Source organism: Treponema bryantii, assembly GCF_900111035.1.
GTDB lineage: Bacteria > Spirochaetota > Spirochaetia > Treponematales > Treponemataceae > Treponema_D > Treponema_D bryantii_C.
This window is the reverse complement of record NZ_FOFU01000001.1, coordinates 187,522-206,925: the sequence shown is the minus strand read 5'-3', so window position 1 is coordinate 206,925 and position 19,404 is coordinate 187,522. Positions and strand designations below refer to the sequence as shown.

The following is a 19,404-nucleotide window of genomic DNA, read 5'->3' as shown; positions in this document are numbered from 1 at the left end:
CGTTATTTTGGAATCAATTTAATACCGTTTCATCCAATTCTTTTTTTCGCTCTTTCCAATCTGGCATTAGGATTGTCATAAAGTTATAAAACTCTTTAGAATGATTCGGATAACGGAAATGACAGAATTCATGAATTACAACAGATTCTATGCACCGCTCAGAAAAATGGATTAAATTTTCATTCAGCGTTATCTGTTTTTTTGACGGAATACAGCTTCCCCATCTTGTTTTCATTCTCCGAATTTTTAGATTTGGGTATGGAACTTTGTATTTCTTAAATAGAGGATAACATCTTTCTATTATTTTATTAAATTCTTCGTAACATCTTAGACAAAAAAACTTTTCAATCAAACGTTTTTTTAATAAATAATCATCTGAATGTTTACAAGCAAGTGTAATATAAATACCATCCTCTTCAACAAGATTTTGATGAGCCTGTTTTACAATCAGCCTCATCTGTTTTCCTAAGAGATAAAAACTTTCACCGCTCACATACTTTTTATTATCTATTTCCCATTTTCTTTTTTCCGAAAAACGATTTAATGATTTTAAGATAAAATCGCTTTTTGAAAGAATAAAATCATCAATATTTTTTACAGCAACAAGTGGTGAGGCAGAAACAAAAAGAGTTTCATTAGAACGGATGCGCAGGTTGATATTTTTAACTCTCTTTCTTTCCAATTCATAAGTTAATTTTTGAGGCTCATTATTTTTATCTGTCACAAAGATAGTTCTAGATTCTAAGCTCATTTAGAATCTCCTCATTGCAACAGTTTTTGAGTTTTCAATTATCTTGTCTATCAAATCAAAAGAAATTTTGAAGCCAAGTGATTTTTCATATTCATAGAACAAGTCATCAATGTCCTGCGAAATACGGTTTTGAATTGTAATATTCTGCTCCCATCCAACCTGTATATGAGATTTGAAAATTTCAGTTATATCAATTGACATTTGAGCCATAAAATCATTATCTGGCATAACATCCATTTCACGCTCCTTCTGTGCAAAAAGAGCCGTAATCACACCATAAAATGCCTGTGCATGAAGATTACTTTTTATACTGGAAGGATATTCTATTTGCGTTCTGCCATTTTGGTAATCTTTCATAATCTCACGCATTTTAGAAAGATATTCTGCATCAGAAATTACTTTATCCTTATACTGTTCAAGCGCTTCTTTTATTCGCTTAGAAAAAGAATCATAGTAAGCAGGATTTTCATCTCGATTTTGACGAATTGCTTTTGCAAGATGATAAGTAATAGCATCTGCCTTTGAACGATCAGTAGTAAGAATCCCCAATTCTTTTTCAAATTCTTCGCGATTCAAAATATCGATTGGAGGAGTGATTTTCTTTAATGCTACAACAGAAAGATGCGTATCCAAAAGATTCTGCATAAGAGGTTCATATTCGCGGTTATCAATTCCGTCACAATAACGAATTTTAACACTGCGACGAACACGCTCATAAAATGCAAATGCATTTTTGTATTTTTCAATTTCTTCACGCGGAACTGCATTATAAGCACTTTGAGAATTTAACACGACATGAAGAGCCTTACCAAAAGCGCAAAGAAGATTATAAAATTGTTCACGAGCTTCATTACCAGAAAGAAAAACTTCAATTTCTTCCGTATCATTTGGATTCTCAACTGTTATGAAAAGTTCCTGCATTTGAGAATATGATTCTCGCAATTTTCCAACAGCAGAAATTATGTCTGTCATAACTCCTTGAATATCTGAAGTTTCAAAATTCTCAAAACCAGCTCCGGTATATAAATCCATCGCTTCACTAAGATTTTCAACAAGACCTCTGTAATCTACAATAAGGCCATATTCCTTTCCTTCTGCAAGACGGTTTGTTCTAGCAATCGCCTGCAAAAGGCCATGTTCTTTCAATTCCTTATCAATATATAAAATCTGACAGATTGGAGCGTCAAATCCAGTAAGAAGTTTGCTACATACAATCAGAATATCAATATCTCCGTTACGGAATTTATCTTTTATTGTTTCTTCATAAACATCAGCATCTCCATACTGCTCCATCATCTTATGCCAGAAGCGAAGGACTTTATCGTCCGCTCCTTCATCTGCATCATCAACACTTTCCCGTACATCAGGAGCAGAAATCAGAACAGCGCAATTAAATTCACCCCACTGTTCAAAGCATTCAAGATAACGCACTGCATCACGTTTATAATTTACGGCTAGCATAGCTTTGAAGCCGGTTGCTTTATACCCTTGCTCAAAATGATTACTTATATCAAGTGCAATTCTTTTTATGCGTGCATCAGTAGAAGTAAGCCGGCGGATACTGCTCCATTTTTGCTTTAAATCCTGTTTTTGACTTTCGGTCAGTCTTTTTGTTGTCTGTTCAAACCATAAATCAATATTTTCTTCATCAACATGCTGTTCAACAAAACGTCCTTCGTAAATAAGCGGAACAATTGCCTTGTCATTAACTCCGTCTGCAATCGTGTATTTATGAATAAGGCCGCCGAATTTTGAAAGCGTATTTTTCTCGCGTTTCATAAGAGGCGTTCCTGTAAAACCAATATAACAGGCATTTGGAAAAACAGAACGCATTTTTGTTGCCAGCTGTCCATAATTTGAACGGTGGCTTTCATCAACAAGAAGGAAAATATCACGAGAATAATCTTTTGTATCAAGACGCTCTGCAGTGTTGAACTTATTTATGATTGTAGTTATTACATCTGCTTTTCCTTTTGTTATAAGCTCCACAAGATTACGCCCACTTGTTGCCTGCGCAGGTCGTAGCTTTGTATGAGAAAAAGTATCGGTAATCTGACGGTCAAGCTCCTTGCGGTCGGTCACAACAATTACACGAGGATTAATTGACTCTATTCCATCGTTGCACCCCCAAAGCTCCATCAGAATATACTTTGCAAGCATTACCATTGTAAGGCTTTTTCCACTGCCCTGAGTATGCCAGACGACACCACCCTTTCGTCTGCCGTTGCCATCATCCTGCTGGATCGTCTTTAATATTTCTTTAACGGCAAAATACTGCTGATACCGTGCAATCTTTTTAACCTTTGCATCATACAAAATAAAGTATTTAATAAAATCATAAACACGGCTCGGATACAAAAGCGAAATCAAAGACATATCCTGAACAGTTTCCATTCTATCCGTAATAAAACGATCAAGTCTCTGTTCATAAAAATCAGAATCTTCTTTCCAAACACTCCAGAACTTTGGAGGTGTTTTTGTAGTAGCATATTTTACTTCGTTTTTGTTTGTTGCAATTATTATTTGAGAAAACTTAAAAAGCTGAGGAATATATTCATTCTGCTGATTACGCCAATTCTGATTTACAGCAGCATCCACGCTTTCAGTTGGCGCCTTGCATTCAATAATCGCAAAAGGAATACCGTTTATAAAAAGAACAATATCCGGGCGAGCGTTGTGCATTTTGTCCTGACTTTCAACAAAAAACTCGCGCGTAACGTGAAGTACATTATTACGTGGATTATCCCAGTCGATATAATTTAGATTAAAGTTCTGTGTTTTGTCACCTTCACCAACAATTTCAGGATAACTTTCACCTAACAAGAGCTTATCATAGATTTTTTCACTTGCAGTAATTAGTCCGTCAGAAAGAGAAACATCAAGATCATCAATGGCTCGCTCTATATTTGCAGCTGAAAATTCATTTTCCGCCCCGCAATAAGAATAGCGGTTTATTTTGCGAAGTTGTCCGCGAAGAATATCTTTTAAGATAACATTATAAGCCCCGCCACGCTGCTTGGCACATTCTTCAGGAGAAATATAAACATAACCGCCATCCGGGATTCTCTCCGGACTCATTGCACAAAGCAGTTCGATCGCTGGATTTTGAGAAGCATTTTTTTCAAGGTAATCGTCTTTTGATGGTGATGTCATTGCCGGGCCTCCTGTATTACAAGTTTTTTAATATTACTGGGATAAGAACCGCAGACTCTTCCATAAGTTCAAAAGCAAAACACTTTTTGCCTAAATCTTTGAGTGATGCACCTATATGGTACACTGTCTTATTATCGATTATAAGAAATCGGTCATGCATTTTTGATGTGTAATTTAGAGTTAGTTGAGGATATTGCGAATTAAATTTCTGTACATCAAGCGCGCTGATTTTTGTTTTGCTATCGGTATAAATCGTAACCTGAACGCCAGATTTCTTTTTGGAAAGCTGTTCAAGTACACTTAAATCTACATAGCCGTCAATCAGAATAATTTCTTTTTTTGCTTTCTGAATGATATTCTGAAAGAATACATAAGCGTCAAAAATCTGCCCTTGAAAGAAGACACCTTCTTTTTTAGGTTTTGGATTAGATTCCAAAGCCGCAAATATTCTTTCAAAATTCTTATCATGTTCTAAAAGCTTTGTATCAGTATTTGTTAATCGGCTTATAATATTTACATTTTCCTGCAAATAATGCCGCATCTGAACAAAAGCATTCATAATTTCTATACTGACTTTTACAGCTGTTTCGCTGCGAAGGACGGCAGAAAGCATTGCAACACCTTGTTCGGTAAAAGCGTAAGGGCGATATTTTATATTTGAACCTCGTAAATTACCGCTACTGTTCAAGGTCACAAATTGTGACCTTGAAGCTGGCTTAAAAAACGTATTCGTTTCTTCTTCCGTCAATTGAAATCTAAACTCATCTGGAAAACGTTCGATATTACGTTTAACGGCTTGGTTAAAAACTTTAGTTTCAATACCATAAATAGCGGCTAACTCAGAATCAAGCATGACCTGTTTGTTTCTGATATTTAATATTTTTGATTCAATAGAGTTTCTATCTATAACTGTCATTTCTTTTTCCATAAATTCCCTCAACACTTTTTCTATTCTGAATCTTCTAGTTGACTACTATTTGTTTCCTTAAAATCCTTTTCTTTTTCAATCGTAAGTGTATCTTTCTTTCCTATTGCTATCAGCTTAGTTTTGCGGTTATCTTTATTGATTGTTTCTTGCTCAGATGTATACAAAATAAGAGTTTCCTGTTTTGTTATATTTGTTTTTGTATCTATTACATTTGATGAATTATTATCTAGATCTTCCTCAATAGTTATAGTTTCTGTTTTTTTGATACTTTTAATTTCATACGGGCAGGTTATATATTTTTCTTTTGTTTCATGCAAAACAATTCTGTCAGGCTCATCTTGAAGAATTTTAAACTGTTTTATTTTCGAAGCATTATCGTTTGCCGCATCTTTTATTATGTGTAAAATCAATAAAACACCAATCAAGCACAATATGAGACTAAGATATTGAATTACATTCTTATTTATTTTCTTTTCAGATGAAGGCTTTATTTTGACACCCTTAGAAATTGAAGCAGCTAAAAAATCAAGAATTAGAAGAATCAGTGCCATAAGTACTGCTGTTTTACTTGTCTCCTTTATTTCACAGCTGTATAACAGAAAAACAACGAGATATGAAACTATAAACAATAAAAAATATGCAGCTAGTCCATTTTTTAATGTCTCTTTTATACAATCCGCCCAGATAAATAAATATTCAGAAAAAATATAAACGAAAAAAAGAGCTGAATAAATGATTATATTTGTAACAGCCTTGTATACAATATACTTCCAGTCAAAATCAATTGAAGTCAAAGAAATACCAAAAAACTTTAAATATTCATCTTCATAATAAAATACAAGAAAAACAGAAACTATAACTATAGCGCTCCATAAAACTTTCAGACCATCAGAATATTCACCGACTTTTTTTATAAAATCTCCAATATTTGTAAAAAATGTTTTTTCAGATTCGTTTTTTATTTCTTTTTCCATATTTCACTTCTCCAGCGTTTTTTCTGTTTCAATGCCATATTTTGCTTTTATGTCATCTAAATATTTCTGCTGCATTTTTGGACGTACAAATACAAAATCAAAAAGTTGATTTATCAATTCCAGCATAACATCAGATTCACCTTTCTCCACATCTATAATTTCATTACTATTTGTGCTTTTCTTTGGATGTGCACCAAAATTCGCAACTTTACGCATTACCTGAAGCATAGTAATCAATTCTGTTGGAACATTTGATTTAGTCTCCAGCTCTTCAATTTCTTCAGCCAAATTCTTTTTACTAATTTTCAATTCTTCATGCAAAATCATTTGCAGCAAATATCGGCTTAAAGTTGCACTAGCTCTTGGACTGATATTATTTACTTGCTCACTTTCTTTATAAACTTGTGCATATTTCTCTGGTATATACTGACTAAGAGTTTTTGTATTTGGAAATTTAGGATAAATAATATCCTCTCTGTCTTTATTTTGTAATACAAAGTCTGTTCCTGTAAAATCTTCATGAACACATTTTTTTCCATGTAAAAGTTTTATAATCAGATTTTCACATTCAGGACAAAAACCATACAAGATTGAAAATCCGTCTTGCTTTACACCCCGATTATTCTCACATGGGAATGTATCATCAAACCATTCAACATTAATACTTGTATTACAATGTGGACATTTCATATAGCACCTCAATTCATTTTACCCGCACTGTTCCGGTAAGCAGAAGCTGTGCAAGTGATTTTTTCTTTTGTTTTTCTTGTTCGATGATTGATTTCAGCAAGGCAATTTCTTTATCTGCGGCAGAAAGAACTTGGGCAATGATTTCTTGTTCGGGGAGAGTTGGAAGATGAATCATTATTTTTGATAATTGTTCTTGCGACAAAGTTGGTACTGCACCACCAACAACAATCTTATTAACGAAGTTTTGAAAATAGTCACTTTTCAAAATATAATATAAAAGATTTTGTCGTACTAAATTATTAGAACGAACGATTACTAACTGAGGATTAATAGTTGCTTTTTGATAAATAGAATCTAAGTATCCAACTTTTCCAAAAGTTGAACCTGTTTTCACAAATACAATATCATGTTTTTGTATCATTATTTCTGGAGATTCAAGATATTTTTCTAATGTGATAAAGGTAGAATCTTCCATATTTAACTGTCCATCAATAATATTACTTGGACTTAACGATAATACACCTTTATCACTTGAAGTTATATCAGACATCGTATATCCACGAAAACCAATTCGACCAGTAATTGTACATATACAGCCCAATATCTCTTTCTTCCATCCGCTCTTATCAATCACCACACCGCCAAGCGAGAAAACTTTTTCGCAATCAGCATTTGTGTGTGGAACCTCCAGAAGTTTCTGTATGAGCCATTTTTTTTGTTGCTGCTTCTGTTCCAATAACTTTTGTTTGGAAGAGATTATCTTATCTTGTTTGCAAAGAATCTCAGCAATTTTCTGCTGTTCTGCAAGCGATGGAAAAGGAACAAAACAATCGTAAAAATCTTTACCTGTAAGATTTAACAAGCCATCATCTCTAACCCCATGATTTATCTTTGACGCTAACTGATGATTTAAAAATCCAGACATAAAAAGCTGTTCATAGTAATCATTTATACCCAAAATAAATCTAAAACTTTCGAAAACATTTGGAACAGCAGCACAATCTCTATCTGTTAATTGATAAATACAACCTTGTGGATATTTTTTTGAGTTCCCTTTGTTATATGAAAAATCACCTCTTTGTAAAACTGTATATTTTCCATATTGTTTTCCAGATAATTCTTTTCCAAATTTTTTAGCCTGATTAACAAATCCTATTCCTGCAGAAATACTTAGGGTTTCATATTTTTTATCCCCAGCCATTTCTGTCAATGGGGTTGTAATATCCGAAAGTTTTATATATTTCCAACCATCAGGTAATTTCATTCTTTATAAATCTCCGTTAAACAATTCTATAAGGATATCTATTTCCGTTTTTAGATTCGCAAAGACGCTTCTGAGTTTTTCATCTTCAAGGCCGCAAATATAATTACATAATGACATTTTATCTAGTTTTTGAATTATATTTTTACATCCATAATCATCTATCTTTTCTGTTGTTTTTTTATATTTATCTACTTCAAAACTCTCATCAAGTATAAGAGCATTTTCAACTCCTATTGTAAAACCTCTATGATTTTCAAAATCTTGCATACATAACGTTATAACATTATTCTTGTTTATTTTTGGCTTGTTTGTATCACAATCATATAGTAAAACATTTTTATAGGGCAAATTCTTAGAAACAAGAAAATCAAAAGCCTGATTTAATGATTTGTCTCCTGTAAATCGTTCCTGACCATTATCATCAATATAACCTATCCATTTAAATCTAAAAGGAATATTGCTATACCCAAAAACTTCAAGTGCTTTTGTAAAATACTTTTCATCTGTACGCCCTTCAAGATAAACAGTTGGTTGCCCTAACGAAAAATCTTTTATTAAAAAAGCATCATGAACAAGCTCAAGAGAATCACATTTATAATATTCAGGTTTATCTTTTACAACAATTATTCCCTGGGAATCACGTTCAATTACAATTACTTTATCATTACGACGATTTTCATTATGAATTATAAAAGGGGAATGTGTAACGGCAAAAATCTGTGAAGTCTGATTACCATTTTCATCTGTGAAAATTCCCTTGTAATAATCCATTATTTTCTTTTGCCAATTTGGATGCAAACTAATTTCAGGCTCATCAATAAAAACAAAAGCCCCATTTAATGCATTCGCATCTTTCAGAAGAAAACATCCTCTATAAACAATTTGCTTTTCACCAGAGCTAAGGGATTCAATAGGTATTTCTGCATTATTCTTCTTGAATATTATTGATTTATGTCCGTTTTGATTCTCTATGCGATTATAAGTCAGATTATCAAAAATCTTTGCAAATGCATTTTTAAATCGAGACATTCTTTCTGAAATAACAAGTCGATTTGTATCTTCCCCTGCGTCTCTTGCAGAACGAAATATCTTTGAAACATCTGCATCATCCAGAGCTTGAACATCAATCAGAAGCTGATTAATTTGCCTTGTTAGATTCAAATCAGAACGACGACTATTCTTTTCCATATCTATATTTTTACTTGTTACTGTATTTATAAAATCTGTATGAAAATTAATATCTACATCGGAAAAAATACCATAAATTGGATTACTCTTAAAATAATCAATTCGATTTGACGCAGCAACAGGAACATCTCTTATAAGCCCTACAATATTCTCTCTGCAATAATATCCACCATTCTGATGTTGGAAATACAGCATATTTCTTATACCTATATCATTCTCCATTTCTATTTCAGCACTAAAATTGACAGTTGAGGAAGAAATTTGATATAAACAATTAAGAATTGTACTTTTGCCACTTCCATTCTCTCCAGCAAAAATAACGGTATCTACGGCATTTCCATTTTCATCGCAAAAATCAAGATTTAAATTTCCTAATACTGGATGATCTCTAAAAGTAATTTTTCTTAACTTATTCATTTTTCCCCTCCAATCATCTTTTTCTCATGTTCTTTTTCAATTTGCCTTACACTTTTTTCTGGTGTTGGCAAATCTTCTGGCATTGTACCGCCAAGTTCTTTGATAGTCTGACGAACTTTCTTTCCTACTTCAAAATGAGTTTTATTCGCCTCAGATTTTCCTTGGATATTTTCACGCCTAAGTTTTTCTTCTGTCTGTGTTGCACGGAAAAGATTTGCGGCAAGTTCTGTACTTCCCATATAATCAAGAATATCCTGATTCTTTTTAAGTCCTTTTCGTTCTTTTATATCTTTTGCTTTTAGACCGTTATATAATCCCATATAACCATAATTCTGGAAAATTGCATAATCACGCGGTTCTTTTATCCCAGCATCATGAGCTGCATCGGCCAAAGCCGAGTTATGGCGTTTCATTTCATTGCGGATTGCGATACGCTTTTGTTCCTCTGAAAGACGTTCGTAATCTTCTATTAGTTCCTGCTGACGTGTTTTTACAGCAAAATATGTCTGACCAAGCGCAATAATTTCTTTTCGCGGGTCACCATTCATAACTATCAGATAACATGCATAACGAGAAAGTTCATAATCTTCAACACTTCGTTTAGCATTAGAACCAATATCAACCATTTTGCGCACCTCCGCAAAATGGTCAGCTACATTTTGTCCACTATTATAGCATGCTGTTTTAGCACGCTCTATTGCTTCTTTTAAATATCGCCACTGAGAATATTCAAGTACGGGTTGTAACTCACGTGCATACCAAAATTCCTGTCCATATTCATTTACATGCTTGATATTATCAAAAATATTTTCATCACCATCAAAGAAAAAAAACATAAACAAACCTCCTTTTCAGCAAGACCAAAAAAAATTGACCTCGATATTTATAACCCAAGTTCTTTCAAATACCCCGCCATCTCCTTCTGTACCTGTGAAAGTTCACATTCTATGCTGGCTATATTTTTCTGAACTTCCTTAATATCAATTGGTTCTTCTTCCTCAAAGGTGTCAACATAGCGCGGAATGTTAAGGTTATAATCGTTTTCACGAATAAGGTCTCGACTTACAACTGCACTGTATTTTTCAACTGCTTCACGCTTATTGTAAGTATCAACGATTTTTGAAATATCTTCGTCACGCAGAATATTCTGATTCTTGCCTTTTTCAAAATGACCTTCGCCCGAAGCATCAATAAAAAGTACATCATCACGGGTGCGATTTTTTTTGAAAATCAATATACAGGCCGGAATTCCTGTTCCATAAAAAAGATTTGCAGGAAGCCCGATTACAGCATCAAGAAGATTAAACTCAATAATCTCTTTACGAATTTTTCCTTCACTCGCGCCACGAAAAAGAACTCCATGAGGCAGAACAATTCCCATACGACCGGAATTATCATCAAGGCTGTGAAGCATATGAAGCACAAACGCATAATCCCCCTTGGAACTTGGCGGAACTCCCCAGCCAAAACGACCATAAGAATCCATGGATGCTGTCATCTTTTCTTTTTTCTTTTCATTGTCTTTTTCAGTATTTGATAAAAATCCAGAATCCCACTTATCCAAACTGAACGGAGGATTTGCAACCCCAACCTGAAACTTCATCAAACAATCATTTTCGAGAGTCTGTGGATTTGAAAGAGTATCTCCCTGATAGATTTTTGCGTCATCAACACCGTGCAGGAACATATTCATAGTACACAAGGCCCAAGTCTGAGCATTTGCTTCCTGTCCATACACAGCACATTTTCCATCTGGAACTTCCTTATACGCTTTAAGCAAAAGTCCGCCAGAACCACAGGTTGGGTCGTAAATACGGTCATTTTCTTTCGGCTGAACAAGAAGTGCAAGCAGATGAGAAACCTGACTCGGTGTAAAAAACTCCCCGCCCTTTTTCCCAGCATCTGAAGCAAAATTGGCAATCATATATTCGTAAGCATCGCCAATTATGTCTGCTGAAGAGAGCTGACTTGGACGCAAATCTAACACTGAAAAGTCTTCAAGCAAATTTTTAAGAATTGCATTTTTTTCTTTCTGATTTCCAAAATCAACCTGGGAATTAAAATCAATTGCCCGGAATACATTACGCAGTTTTGCAGAGTTCCGTTCCTCAATATGGCTCAACGCAACATTTATCATCTGACCAATCTGATTATTATTGCGCTCATTATACAAATAATCAAAAGTTGATTCCTTATCCACAAAAAAACGTTCGCGGTTCATTGCACGCTCAATTCTTACTGCGTCTCCGTTATATTGAGTTTGATACGCGGCATATTTTTCTTTAGTAACATCGCTCAGGTATTTTACAAAGAGCATGGAAAGAATGTAATCTTTATAACGTGAACTGTCGATTTTTCCGCGAAATGTATCACATGCACTCCACAATGTCTTTTCAATATCATTTTTAGTTGTCATTTTACCGCTCCTTTTTTATTTATAATAAACTCAAAATTTTTATCCTCAAGGCAAAACTGATAAAGTTTTTCTTTTTCTGTTTTCAATCGTTCTAACAATTCCAGTTCTTTTCTTGCAGTCATATTAAAATCTGCAATTAATTTCTGTTCCCGTAAACTTGGAAGCTCAATATCCAAATCACAGAAATATTGGGGTTTTATTGCCGCCAGCATATTTCCTGCACTATTTTTGAAAATATCTCTCTTCACAGTTTCTGTATTCAAAAGCCAAAAAAGATACTCTGGCAAAAGTTTATCAGTGTAACATCTGATTATTACAAAATTTGATGATACAACCATACCATATGTTTTTTTATCAATTAAAACTGAAGTATAAGGCATACTTGTACGAACAATTACATCTCCAATTTCAGTCAGATACTCTTTATTTAACGATTCAACAGCATCAAAAACACCCAAATCCCGCTCAGACACAGTAGCATCAGGCTTTATAGACTTTAAGGTCAAAAGAGAGTATCTGTTTTCTGTTTTCACTCGCGCCTGTTTTCTCGAAAGAACCAAACCGCTACGTATTTCTGCGCAACAACCTAACTGCATGCCTAAAATATAATTCTAGAAAACTCAAAAGTCAAGTAAAATATTTTGTTATGTATAATAAATAACATTATTAACCAAAAATTTAGAGTGATTTACAAAAATCACTCTAAAACAATTTTATCTTACACCTTATCCACATCCGCGCAGGCAATTACATTAATTCCCGTACCAAGCAGATCGTACAGCAGAATGTCACCGCGTTTTACCGGAGCTTTACAGCTGGCTCGACGCACAACTTCCATGCATTGGAGAAGCATATTCTTTGGAACTTCACCTGCAGTTTTTACAGGAACTACAGGGAGGACACCGTCATTCACTTTTATTGTTGAAGTTAGTGTACGTGTTGGGTTCTGAAGTTCTTTGGCAGCATACTGTTCGCCGCGTTTACAACCGTTATCTTTTACGGACAGAACTTTTTTGTTGCCGTCGGCATCGGTTTCAACTTCAACTTCCATTGAACAGCCCATCGGACAGATGATACATGTAAGCGGGATTTTTTCGATTGTATTTTCCATTATTCTGCTACCTCCCCTGAAAGTTGAACTGAAACTGTAATGTCATCGCCGGCTTCTGCAAGCTGGGCCGGAGTAAGTTCTGTTACCTGCATTTCTCCAGGGCGCACAACCTTCTTTCTCACAGATTTCAATATCTTATTATTACTTGAAACTTCGATATAAACATCTTTATAAACATCTGTTGCACGGAACATAATTGAAACATTTCCGTCCTGTACAGCTGATTCAATATACTGAGGCACGGTGTAGCGCACACGGTTTCCAGGGCGCAGGGTGATTTTCTTTCCATCCTGAACAATTTTTCCCTGAACAAACTTTGCTGCATTTTCGCCTGCCCTTAAGCTTTCAGCAGTTACAAAGTCTACGAGGTCATGAACATGAACTGTGTTTCCGCAGGCAAAAATACCTTCGGAAGAAGTCTGCATATGCTCATTTACAACAGGACCGCTGGTAGCAGAGTCAATTGCAATTCCACAACCTGAAGCGATTTCGTTTTCCGGAATAAGGCCTACAGAAAGCAAAACTGTATCGCACTCAATAAACTCTTCAGTTCCAGGAACAGGCTTACGGTTAGAATCAACTGCCGCTACAGTAACTCCTTCAACACGTTCCTTTCCGTGAATCTGAACAATCGTATGACTGAACTTCAGCGGAATATTAAAGTTTTCAACACACTGAACAATATTACGGCGCAAACCGGAACTGAAAGGCATAACCTCACAGACCAGTTTTACTTCAGCACCTTCCAGAGTAAGACGGCGTGCCATAATTAAACCGATATCTCCGGAACCAAGAATTACAACCTTACGTCCAGGCATATATCCGTCAATATTTACAAAGCGCTGAGCCGCACCTGCAGTAAAGATACCGGCAGGTCTTGTACCCGGAATAATCAGCGCACCGCGGGTTCTTTCACGACAACCGGTCGCAAGAACGACAGCCTTTGCCTTAATGTGCATGAGACCGTCTACAGTGTTGATTGCAGTAACAAGGCGATAACCTTCATTCTGCGCAACCTCGAGTATCATAGTATCAGTTTTATATTCAATACCAAGCTTTTCAACTTCATCAGAAAAGCGTGCAGCATATTCCGGACCGGTAAGCTCTTCACCAAAATAATGAAGACCAAATCCGTTATGAATACACTGAAGCAGGATTCCTCCGATTCTTGTATCGCGCTCTAAAATCAAAATGCTGTCAGTACCAGCTTTCTTTGCAGCAATTGCCGCCGCCATCCCGGCAGGACCGCCGCCAATTACAACTATATCGTATTCCATAACAGCGCCCCCTACCTTGTTTTTCCTGTAAGAATATATGAGCAGCCGCCGTTTTTGCAAACGTCCGTCATCGGAATTCCAAGCTCGCGGCTCAAAATCTCAGTTACACGTGGAGAACAGAAACCGCTCTGGCAGCGTCCCATTCCGGCACGGGTTCGACGCTTTACACCATCAAGATCCACAGCCCCAACAGGAGACTTAATTGCCGCAACAATCTCGCCTTCAGTAATCATTTCGCAACGGCAGATAATTCTTCCATAAAGCGGATTATTTTCAATCAGCTGAGCACGGCGCTCATCATCAGCATCTTTAAAGGATTCAATACCCTTACGAACAGCCACAAAGTCACGGTTAGCTTCAAGCTTTACACCAAGTGATTTTTCAACAAGTTCACGCACATAGCAGCCGATTGCAGGAGCCGCAGAAAGTCCCGGCGAACAGATTCCCGCAACGTTTATAAAGCCATGTACCCCACTATCTTCTTCGATAATAAAATCATTTACCGGAGTACCATCCTCATTGTAAGCAAGGGCACGAACACCCGCAAAAGAGTTTATGATATTACGGCGTGGAATATCCGGAATAGTTTTTCCAGATTTTCTGAAAACCTCGTCCTGACCGGCAGCAGTTGTCTCAGTTGCAGTTTTATCGTTTCCATCGGCAGCAGTCGGCCCAGATAAAATATTTCCGTCTACAGTTGGAGTAACCAGAACACCTTTCCCCATCTTGTCAGGAGTCTGGAACAAAGTATGACTTGCAAGATATGCACATTTGTTATCAAGCAGATAGTATTCACCACGGCGAGGCACAATTTTAAACTTGCGGGCCCCTGCCATTTCAGAAACAACATCTGCATACAAGCCGGCAGCATTTACTACGCATTTTGCAGAAATGTCGCTTTTTCCTGTTTTGATTACAAACAGCCCATCAGCCTTATCAATTCCATGAACTTCAGTTTCAAGAAAAAGCTTTACTCCATTCATAACAGCATTTTCTGCAAAAGCCCAGGTTGCCATATAAGGACTTACAATTCCTGCAGACTCTGCAAGCAGAGCGCCACAGGCTTCTTCACTTACATTTGGCTCAAGCTTATGAAGCTCCTCACCATCAATAATGCGAAGGCCCGGAACACCATTTGCCACACCACGTTCATACAGCTTTTTGATGTGGTCCATATCTTCATCACAAAAGCCGATAACAAGCGAACCGTTATTCTTATAATCAAAATGAAGAGACTGAGCCAGCTCGGGATACATTGCAGTTCCTTCTACATTAAGCTTAGCCATCAGAGTGCCGGTTTTAGCATCAAAGCCCGCATGAATAATTCCCGAGTTCGCCTTAGAAGTACCGCAGGCAACATCATCTGATTTCTCAATCATGCACACGTTCAGCCGGTACTTCGCGAGCTCCCTCGCAATGCAAGCACCTACAACGCCTGCACCAATAATTGCTATATCATAAATCATAAACACCTCAATATGGTAGAGCTAAAAAATGCTTTCGCATTTTTTTTAACGCTCTGCTATTTAACAACGGCCGCCAGCGGCCTTACACATCCTCCCAGTGCTCAGCACGTTCCACGGCCTTTTTCCAGCCTGCATACAATTTCTGTCGCTGGCCGTCATCCATCACAGGCTCGAACACGCGGTCAATTTTGTGATGAGCAAGAATCTCGTCGCGGCTCTCCCAGAATCCTGTTGCAAGACCGGCAAGATACGCAGCACCAAGCGCAGTAGTTTCAACATTAGCAGGACGACAAACCTTAGTATTCAGAATATCAGCCTGGAACTGCATCATTACGTTGCTGACACACGCACCACCGTCTACGTTCAGTGTATTTATAGGAGTACCGGAATCTGCAACCATAGTATCGAGAACGTCGCGCACCTCGTAAGCAATTCCTTCAAGGGCAGCACGACAGATATGAGCCTTCTTTACACCGCGGGTAAGACCAACAATAGTTCCACGCGCATACATATCCCAGTAAGGAGTACCAAGACCTACAAAGGCAGGTACAAGATAACAGCCGTTTGAATCCGGAACCGACTCTGCCAGGCGGTCAATTTCTGGCGCACTGGAAATCAGTTCAAGTTCATCGCGAAGCCACTTAATAACAGCACCGCCAATGAATACACTTCCCTCAAGCGCATATTCAATCTTGCCGTTCATACCAAGCGCAATCGTAGTCAAAAGCTCCTTAGAGTGAACAGGCTTGTCACCGGTATTCATAAGCATAAAGCAACCGGTACCGTAAGTATTCTTAGCATCACCCTTCTTAAAACAGCCCTGACCAAAAAGAGCTGCCTGCTGATCACCAACAGCCGAAGCCAGAGGAACTTCAAAACCGCAAACTTCAGGATCTGTATTACAATATACACATGAAGAATCACGAACCTCAGGAAGAAGTCCTGCAGGAATTCCAAGCAGGTCCAGAAGCTCCTTATCCCACTCAAGCTTATAGATATTGAAAAGCATCGTACGACAGGCGTTAGTATAGTCAGTCACATGCGCGCGGCCACCGCTCAATTTCCAGATAAGCCAGGTATCAATAGTTCCCGCAAGAAGTTCGCCCTTCTCAGCGCGTTCTCGAACGCCTGGAACGTTATCCAATATCCATTTGATTTTTGTACCGGAAAAATATGCGTCAATGAGAAGTCCGGTCTTCTCACGGATTTTATCCGACCAGCCGTCTGCAATCAGTTTTTCGCAGTAATCAGCCGTACGACGACACTGCCAGACCACAGCGTTGTAAACAGGTTTTCCGGTTTTCTTATCCCAGATTACAACCGTCTCACGCTGGTTGGTAATTCCAATAGCGGCAATTTCGTCATGTCTGATTTCTTTTTCAATTAAAAGACTCTGAAGAACCTTAAGCTGACACTTAAAGATTTCTTCGGCATCATGCTCAACCCACCCTGGGTGCGGATATATCTGATTAAATTCGCGCTGCTTAGAACCAAGAGGCGAACCGTTCTTATCGTAAACAACAGCACGGCAGGATGTCGTGCCTTCATCAAGAGAAATTACATATTTTTTCTTATTTTCCATGCTTCATATGATAGCATTGCTATCAGTATAAAGCAAATTTTATTGAAAAGTATTTTTACTCTTCACCTTCTACCGGCATTACAGCTTCTTCTTCGCCGCTTGTGTGGAGGTAATCACAGTCTGGGTTAATACAAGACTTGTAAGCACCGTTCTTTTTGTCGAACTTTTCAACAAGGAACCAGCCGCACTTAGGACAGTACTGGTCAATCGGTTTAAAGTGACTGATGAATGTACAGGTTGGATAATTTGTACAACCATAGAAAGCCTTACCGCGGCCCTTAGTCTTACGCTCAACAATTTCACCATCGCCGCAAACAGGACACTTAGCAAGAGGAATAGACTTAGTGTTATGACACTCTGGGAATCCTGAACATGCAAGGAAGAAACCGAAACGTCCAAGCTTCTTTACCATCGGTTTACCGCAGAGCTCACAAACCTTGTCAGTCTGTTCATCAAGGAAGCCCTTAATACTTTCCTGGTGCTCCATTACATTATCAACAGTCTGTTTAAACGGACCATAGAAATCAGCGATAATATCGTTCCAAACAAGCTCGTCTTCTTCTACCTGGTCAAGCTCGTTTTCTACTTTAGCAGTGAACTCTTCGTTAATTACAGCTGGGAAAGATTCAACGAGAATCTTGTTAATCATTTTACCAAGCTGAGTTGGAACAAGCTGCTTGTTACTGCGGGTTACGTAGTAGCGGTCAAGCAATACAGAAATAATTGTTGCATAAGTTGAAGGACGACCTATTCCCTTTTCCTCAAGCATGCGTACAATCGAAGCATCAGTATAGCGTGCAGGTCCCTGAGTAAAGTGCTGCTCCGGATGGAAGTTTTCTACGTTCAAAGTCTCACCTTCCTTCATTGCAGGAAGTGAAGAAGATTTTTCTTCTTTTGAAGAAAGAAGTTTAATTACCTGATAAAAACCTTTCTCTGCAATCTTACTTGCAGCAACACGGAACAAAGCATCTCCTGCTTCAATTTCAACAGATGTAGTTACCATCTTTGCATTGTTCATCTGAGAAGAAACAAAGCGCTCCCAGATGATTGAGTAAAGACGGAACTGGTCGTGTGAAAGATATTCCTTTACGCTGTCTGGTGTGTAAGTTGTGTATGTAGGACGAATACCTTCATGGGCATCCTGAGCTGATTTTCCAACAGCATAGTGAATTGGTTCTGCAGGAAGTTCAGATGGATGATTTTTAGAAAGCCATTCGCGAACATCGGCAAGAGCAGTTTCAGAAATGCGGACAGAGTCAGTACGCATGTAAGTAATAAGACCGACATGATTTTCACCAATCTGAATACCTTCGTAAAGCTGCTGCGCAATCTGCATAGTCTTGCGTGAAGTAAAACCAAGACGGTTTGCAGCTGCCTGCTGAAGTTTTGAAGTTGTAAACGGTGGCTTAGGGCGAACAGTTTTTTCTGTCTTTTTGATTGATGAAACTGTACAAGGAGAGTTTTTGATTTTCTCAATGATTTCGTTTACGGCAGCTTCACTCTTAAGTTCAGGAGCTTCACCGTTATATTTTACAAGCTGAGCTGTAAATGAAGATTTTCCCTTTGTAAAGTCTGCATCAAGTGACCAGTATTCTTCCGGCAAAAAGTCTTCTACTTCTTTTTCACGCTCACAGATAAGACGGAGCGCTACAGACTGAACACGGCCTGCAGAAAGACCATTCTTTACCTTTACCCACAAAAGCGGACTTAAGTTATAACCTACAAGACGGTCAAGAACGCGGCGAGCCTTCTGAGCATTTACCTTGGCTTCTACAATTTCACCAGGATGCTTTACAGCTTCTGTAATTGCAGTTGGTGTAATTTCATTGAATACAATACGGCTGATTTTTGCATCAGTTTTATCACGCAGAGCACGGTTCAAATGCCAGGCAATAGCCTCTCCTTCGCGGTCGTTATCGGATGCGAGAAGGACAGCTTCTGATTTTTTTGCTTCCTTCTGGAGTTCTTTTAAGAGCTTTGCTTTTCCGCGCACTGTAATATATTCAGGCTGGAATCCGTTTTCTATATCAATAGCCATTCGAGACTTAGGAAGATCAATAAGATGACCTACAGAAGCTCTAACCACATAGCCAGGCCCAAGATACTTTTCAATAGTGTGTGCTTTTGTAGGAGACTCTACGATTACGAGAGTCTGTGGAGTTTTAGTCTTTTTAGCCATAACAAAAT

At 37.5% G+C, this 19,404-nt stretch carries 15 protein-coding genes; all 15 read right to left on the bottom strand.

What is annotated here, in order from left to right; genetic code table 11:
- Nucleotides 1–13 precede the first annotated feature (13 nt).
- Complete coding sequence (locus BMY21_RS00970; RefSeq protein ID WP_074640048.1) at nucleotides 14–751, bottom strand: M48 family metallopeptidase; 738 nt, start codon at nucleotides 749–751, stop codon at nucleotides 14–16.
- Nucleotides 752–3,904, bottom strand: coding sequence for a type I restriction endonuclease subunit R (locus BMY21_RS00965; RefSeq protein ID WP_074640047.1), 3,153 nt, complete (start codon nucleotides 3,902–3,904; stop codon nucleotides 752–754).
- A gap of 16 nt (nucleotides 3,905–3,920) precedes the next feature.
- Entirely contained in the window at nucleotides 3,921–4,832 is a 912-nt protein-coding gene (locus BMY21_RS00960; RefSeq protein ID WP_074640045.1) for an ORF6N domain-containing protein, read from the bottom strand.
- A 20-nt stretch (nucleotides 4,833–4,852) separates the two neighbouring features.
- Nucleotides 4,853–5,806: a hypothetical protein gene (locus tag BMY21_RS00955; protein WP_074640043.1), complete on the bottom strand. Its 954-nt coding sequence runs from the start codon at nucleotides 5,804–5,806 to the stop codon at nucleotides 4,853–4,855.
- Between the two features lie 3 nt (nucleotides 5,807–5,809).
- Nucleotides 5,810–6,496: a DUF4145 domain-containing protein gene (locus tag BMY21_RS00950; RefSeq protein ID WP_074640041.1), complete on the bottom strand. Its 687-nt coding sequence runs from the start codon at nucleotides 6,494–6,496 to the stop codon at nucleotides 5,810–5,812.
- Between the two features lie 13 nt (nucleotides 6,497–6,509).
- The gene (locus tag BMY21_RS00945; protein ID WP_074640040.1) at nucleotides 6,510–7,760 is read right to left on the bottom strand and encodes a restriction endonuclease subunit S; all 1,251 of its coding nucleotides are present in this window, start codon (nucleotides 7,758–7,760) and stop codon (nucleotides 6,510–6,512) included.
- Between the two features lie 3 nt (nucleotides 7,761–7,763).
- Nucleotides 7,764–9,365, bottom strand: coding sequence for an AAA family ATPase (locus BMY21_RS00940; RefSeq protein ID WP_074640038.1), 1,602 nt, complete (start codon nucleotides 9,363–9,365; stop codon nucleotides 7,764–7,766).
- Nucleotides 9,362–10,201, bottom strand: coding sequence for a DNA damage-inducible protein D (gene dinD / locus BMY21_RS00935; protein WP_074640036.1), 840 nt, complete (start codon nucleotides 10,199–10,201; stop codon nucleotides 9,362–9,364). The genes BMY21_RS00940 and dinD overlap by 4 nt, the downstream gene beginning before the upstream one ends.
- A 47-nt stretch (nucleotides 10,202–10,248) precedes the next feature.
- The gene (locus tag BMY21_RS00930) at nucleotides 10,249–11,781 is read right to left on the bottom strand and encodes a type I restriction-modification system subunit M (protein WP_074640034.1); all 1,533 of its coding nucleotides are present in this window, start codon (nucleotides 11,779–11,781) and stop codon (nucleotides 10,249–10,251) included.
- Complete coding sequence (locus tag BMY21_RS00925; RefSeq protein WP_074640033.1) at nucleotides 11,778–12,377, bottom strand: restriction endonuclease subunit S; 600 nt, start codon at nucleotides 12,375–12,377, stop codon at nucleotides 11,778–11,780. Before BMY21_RS00925 ends, BMY21_RS00930 begins: the two co-directional genes overlap by 4 nt.
- 122 nt (nucleotides 12,378–12,499) lie before the next feature.
- Nucleotides 12,500–12,892, bottom strand: coding sequence for a DUF1667 domain-containing protein (locus BMY21_RS00920; RefSeq protein WP_083379618.1), 393 nt, complete (start codon nucleotides 12,890–12,892; stop codon nucleotides 12,500–12,502).
- Nucleotides 12,892–14,169 (bottom strand): NAD(P)/FAD-dependent oxidoreductase, encoded by a 1,278-nt coding sequence (locus tag BMY21_RS00915; protein WP_074640031.1) that lies wholly within the window; start codon nucleotides 14,167–14,169, stop codon nucleotides 12,892–12,894. Before BMY21_RS00915 ends, BMY21_RS00920 begins: the two co-directional genes overlap by 1 nt.
- 11 nt (nucleotides 14,170–14,180) lie before the next feature.
- The gene (locus BMY21_RS00910; RefSeq protein ID WP_083379617.1) at nucleotides 14,181–15,635 is read right to left on the bottom strand and encodes an NAD(P)/FAD-dependent oxidoreductase; all 1,455 of its coding nucleotides are present in this window, start codon (nucleotides 15,633–15,635) and stop codon (nucleotides 14,181–14,183) included.
- Nucleotides 15,636–15,717: 82 nt separating this feature from the next.
- The gene (gene glpK / locus BMY21_RS00905; protein ID WP_074640029.1) at nucleotides 15,718–17,217 is read right to left on the bottom strand and encodes a glycerol kinase GlpK; all 1,500 of its coding nucleotides are present in this window, start codon (nucleotides 17,215–17,217) and stop codon (nucleotides 15,718–15,720) included.
- Between the two features lie 55 nt (nucleotides 17,218–17,272).
- The gene (gene topA / locus BMY21_RS00900; protein WP_074640027.1) at nucleotides 17,273–19,396 is read right to left on the bottom strand and encodes a type I DNA topoisomerase; all 2,124 of its coding nucleotides are present in this window, start codon (nucleotides 19,394–19,396) and stop codon (nucleotides 17,273–17,275) included.
- Between the last annotated feature and the right edge of the window lie 8 nt (nucleotides 19,397–19,404).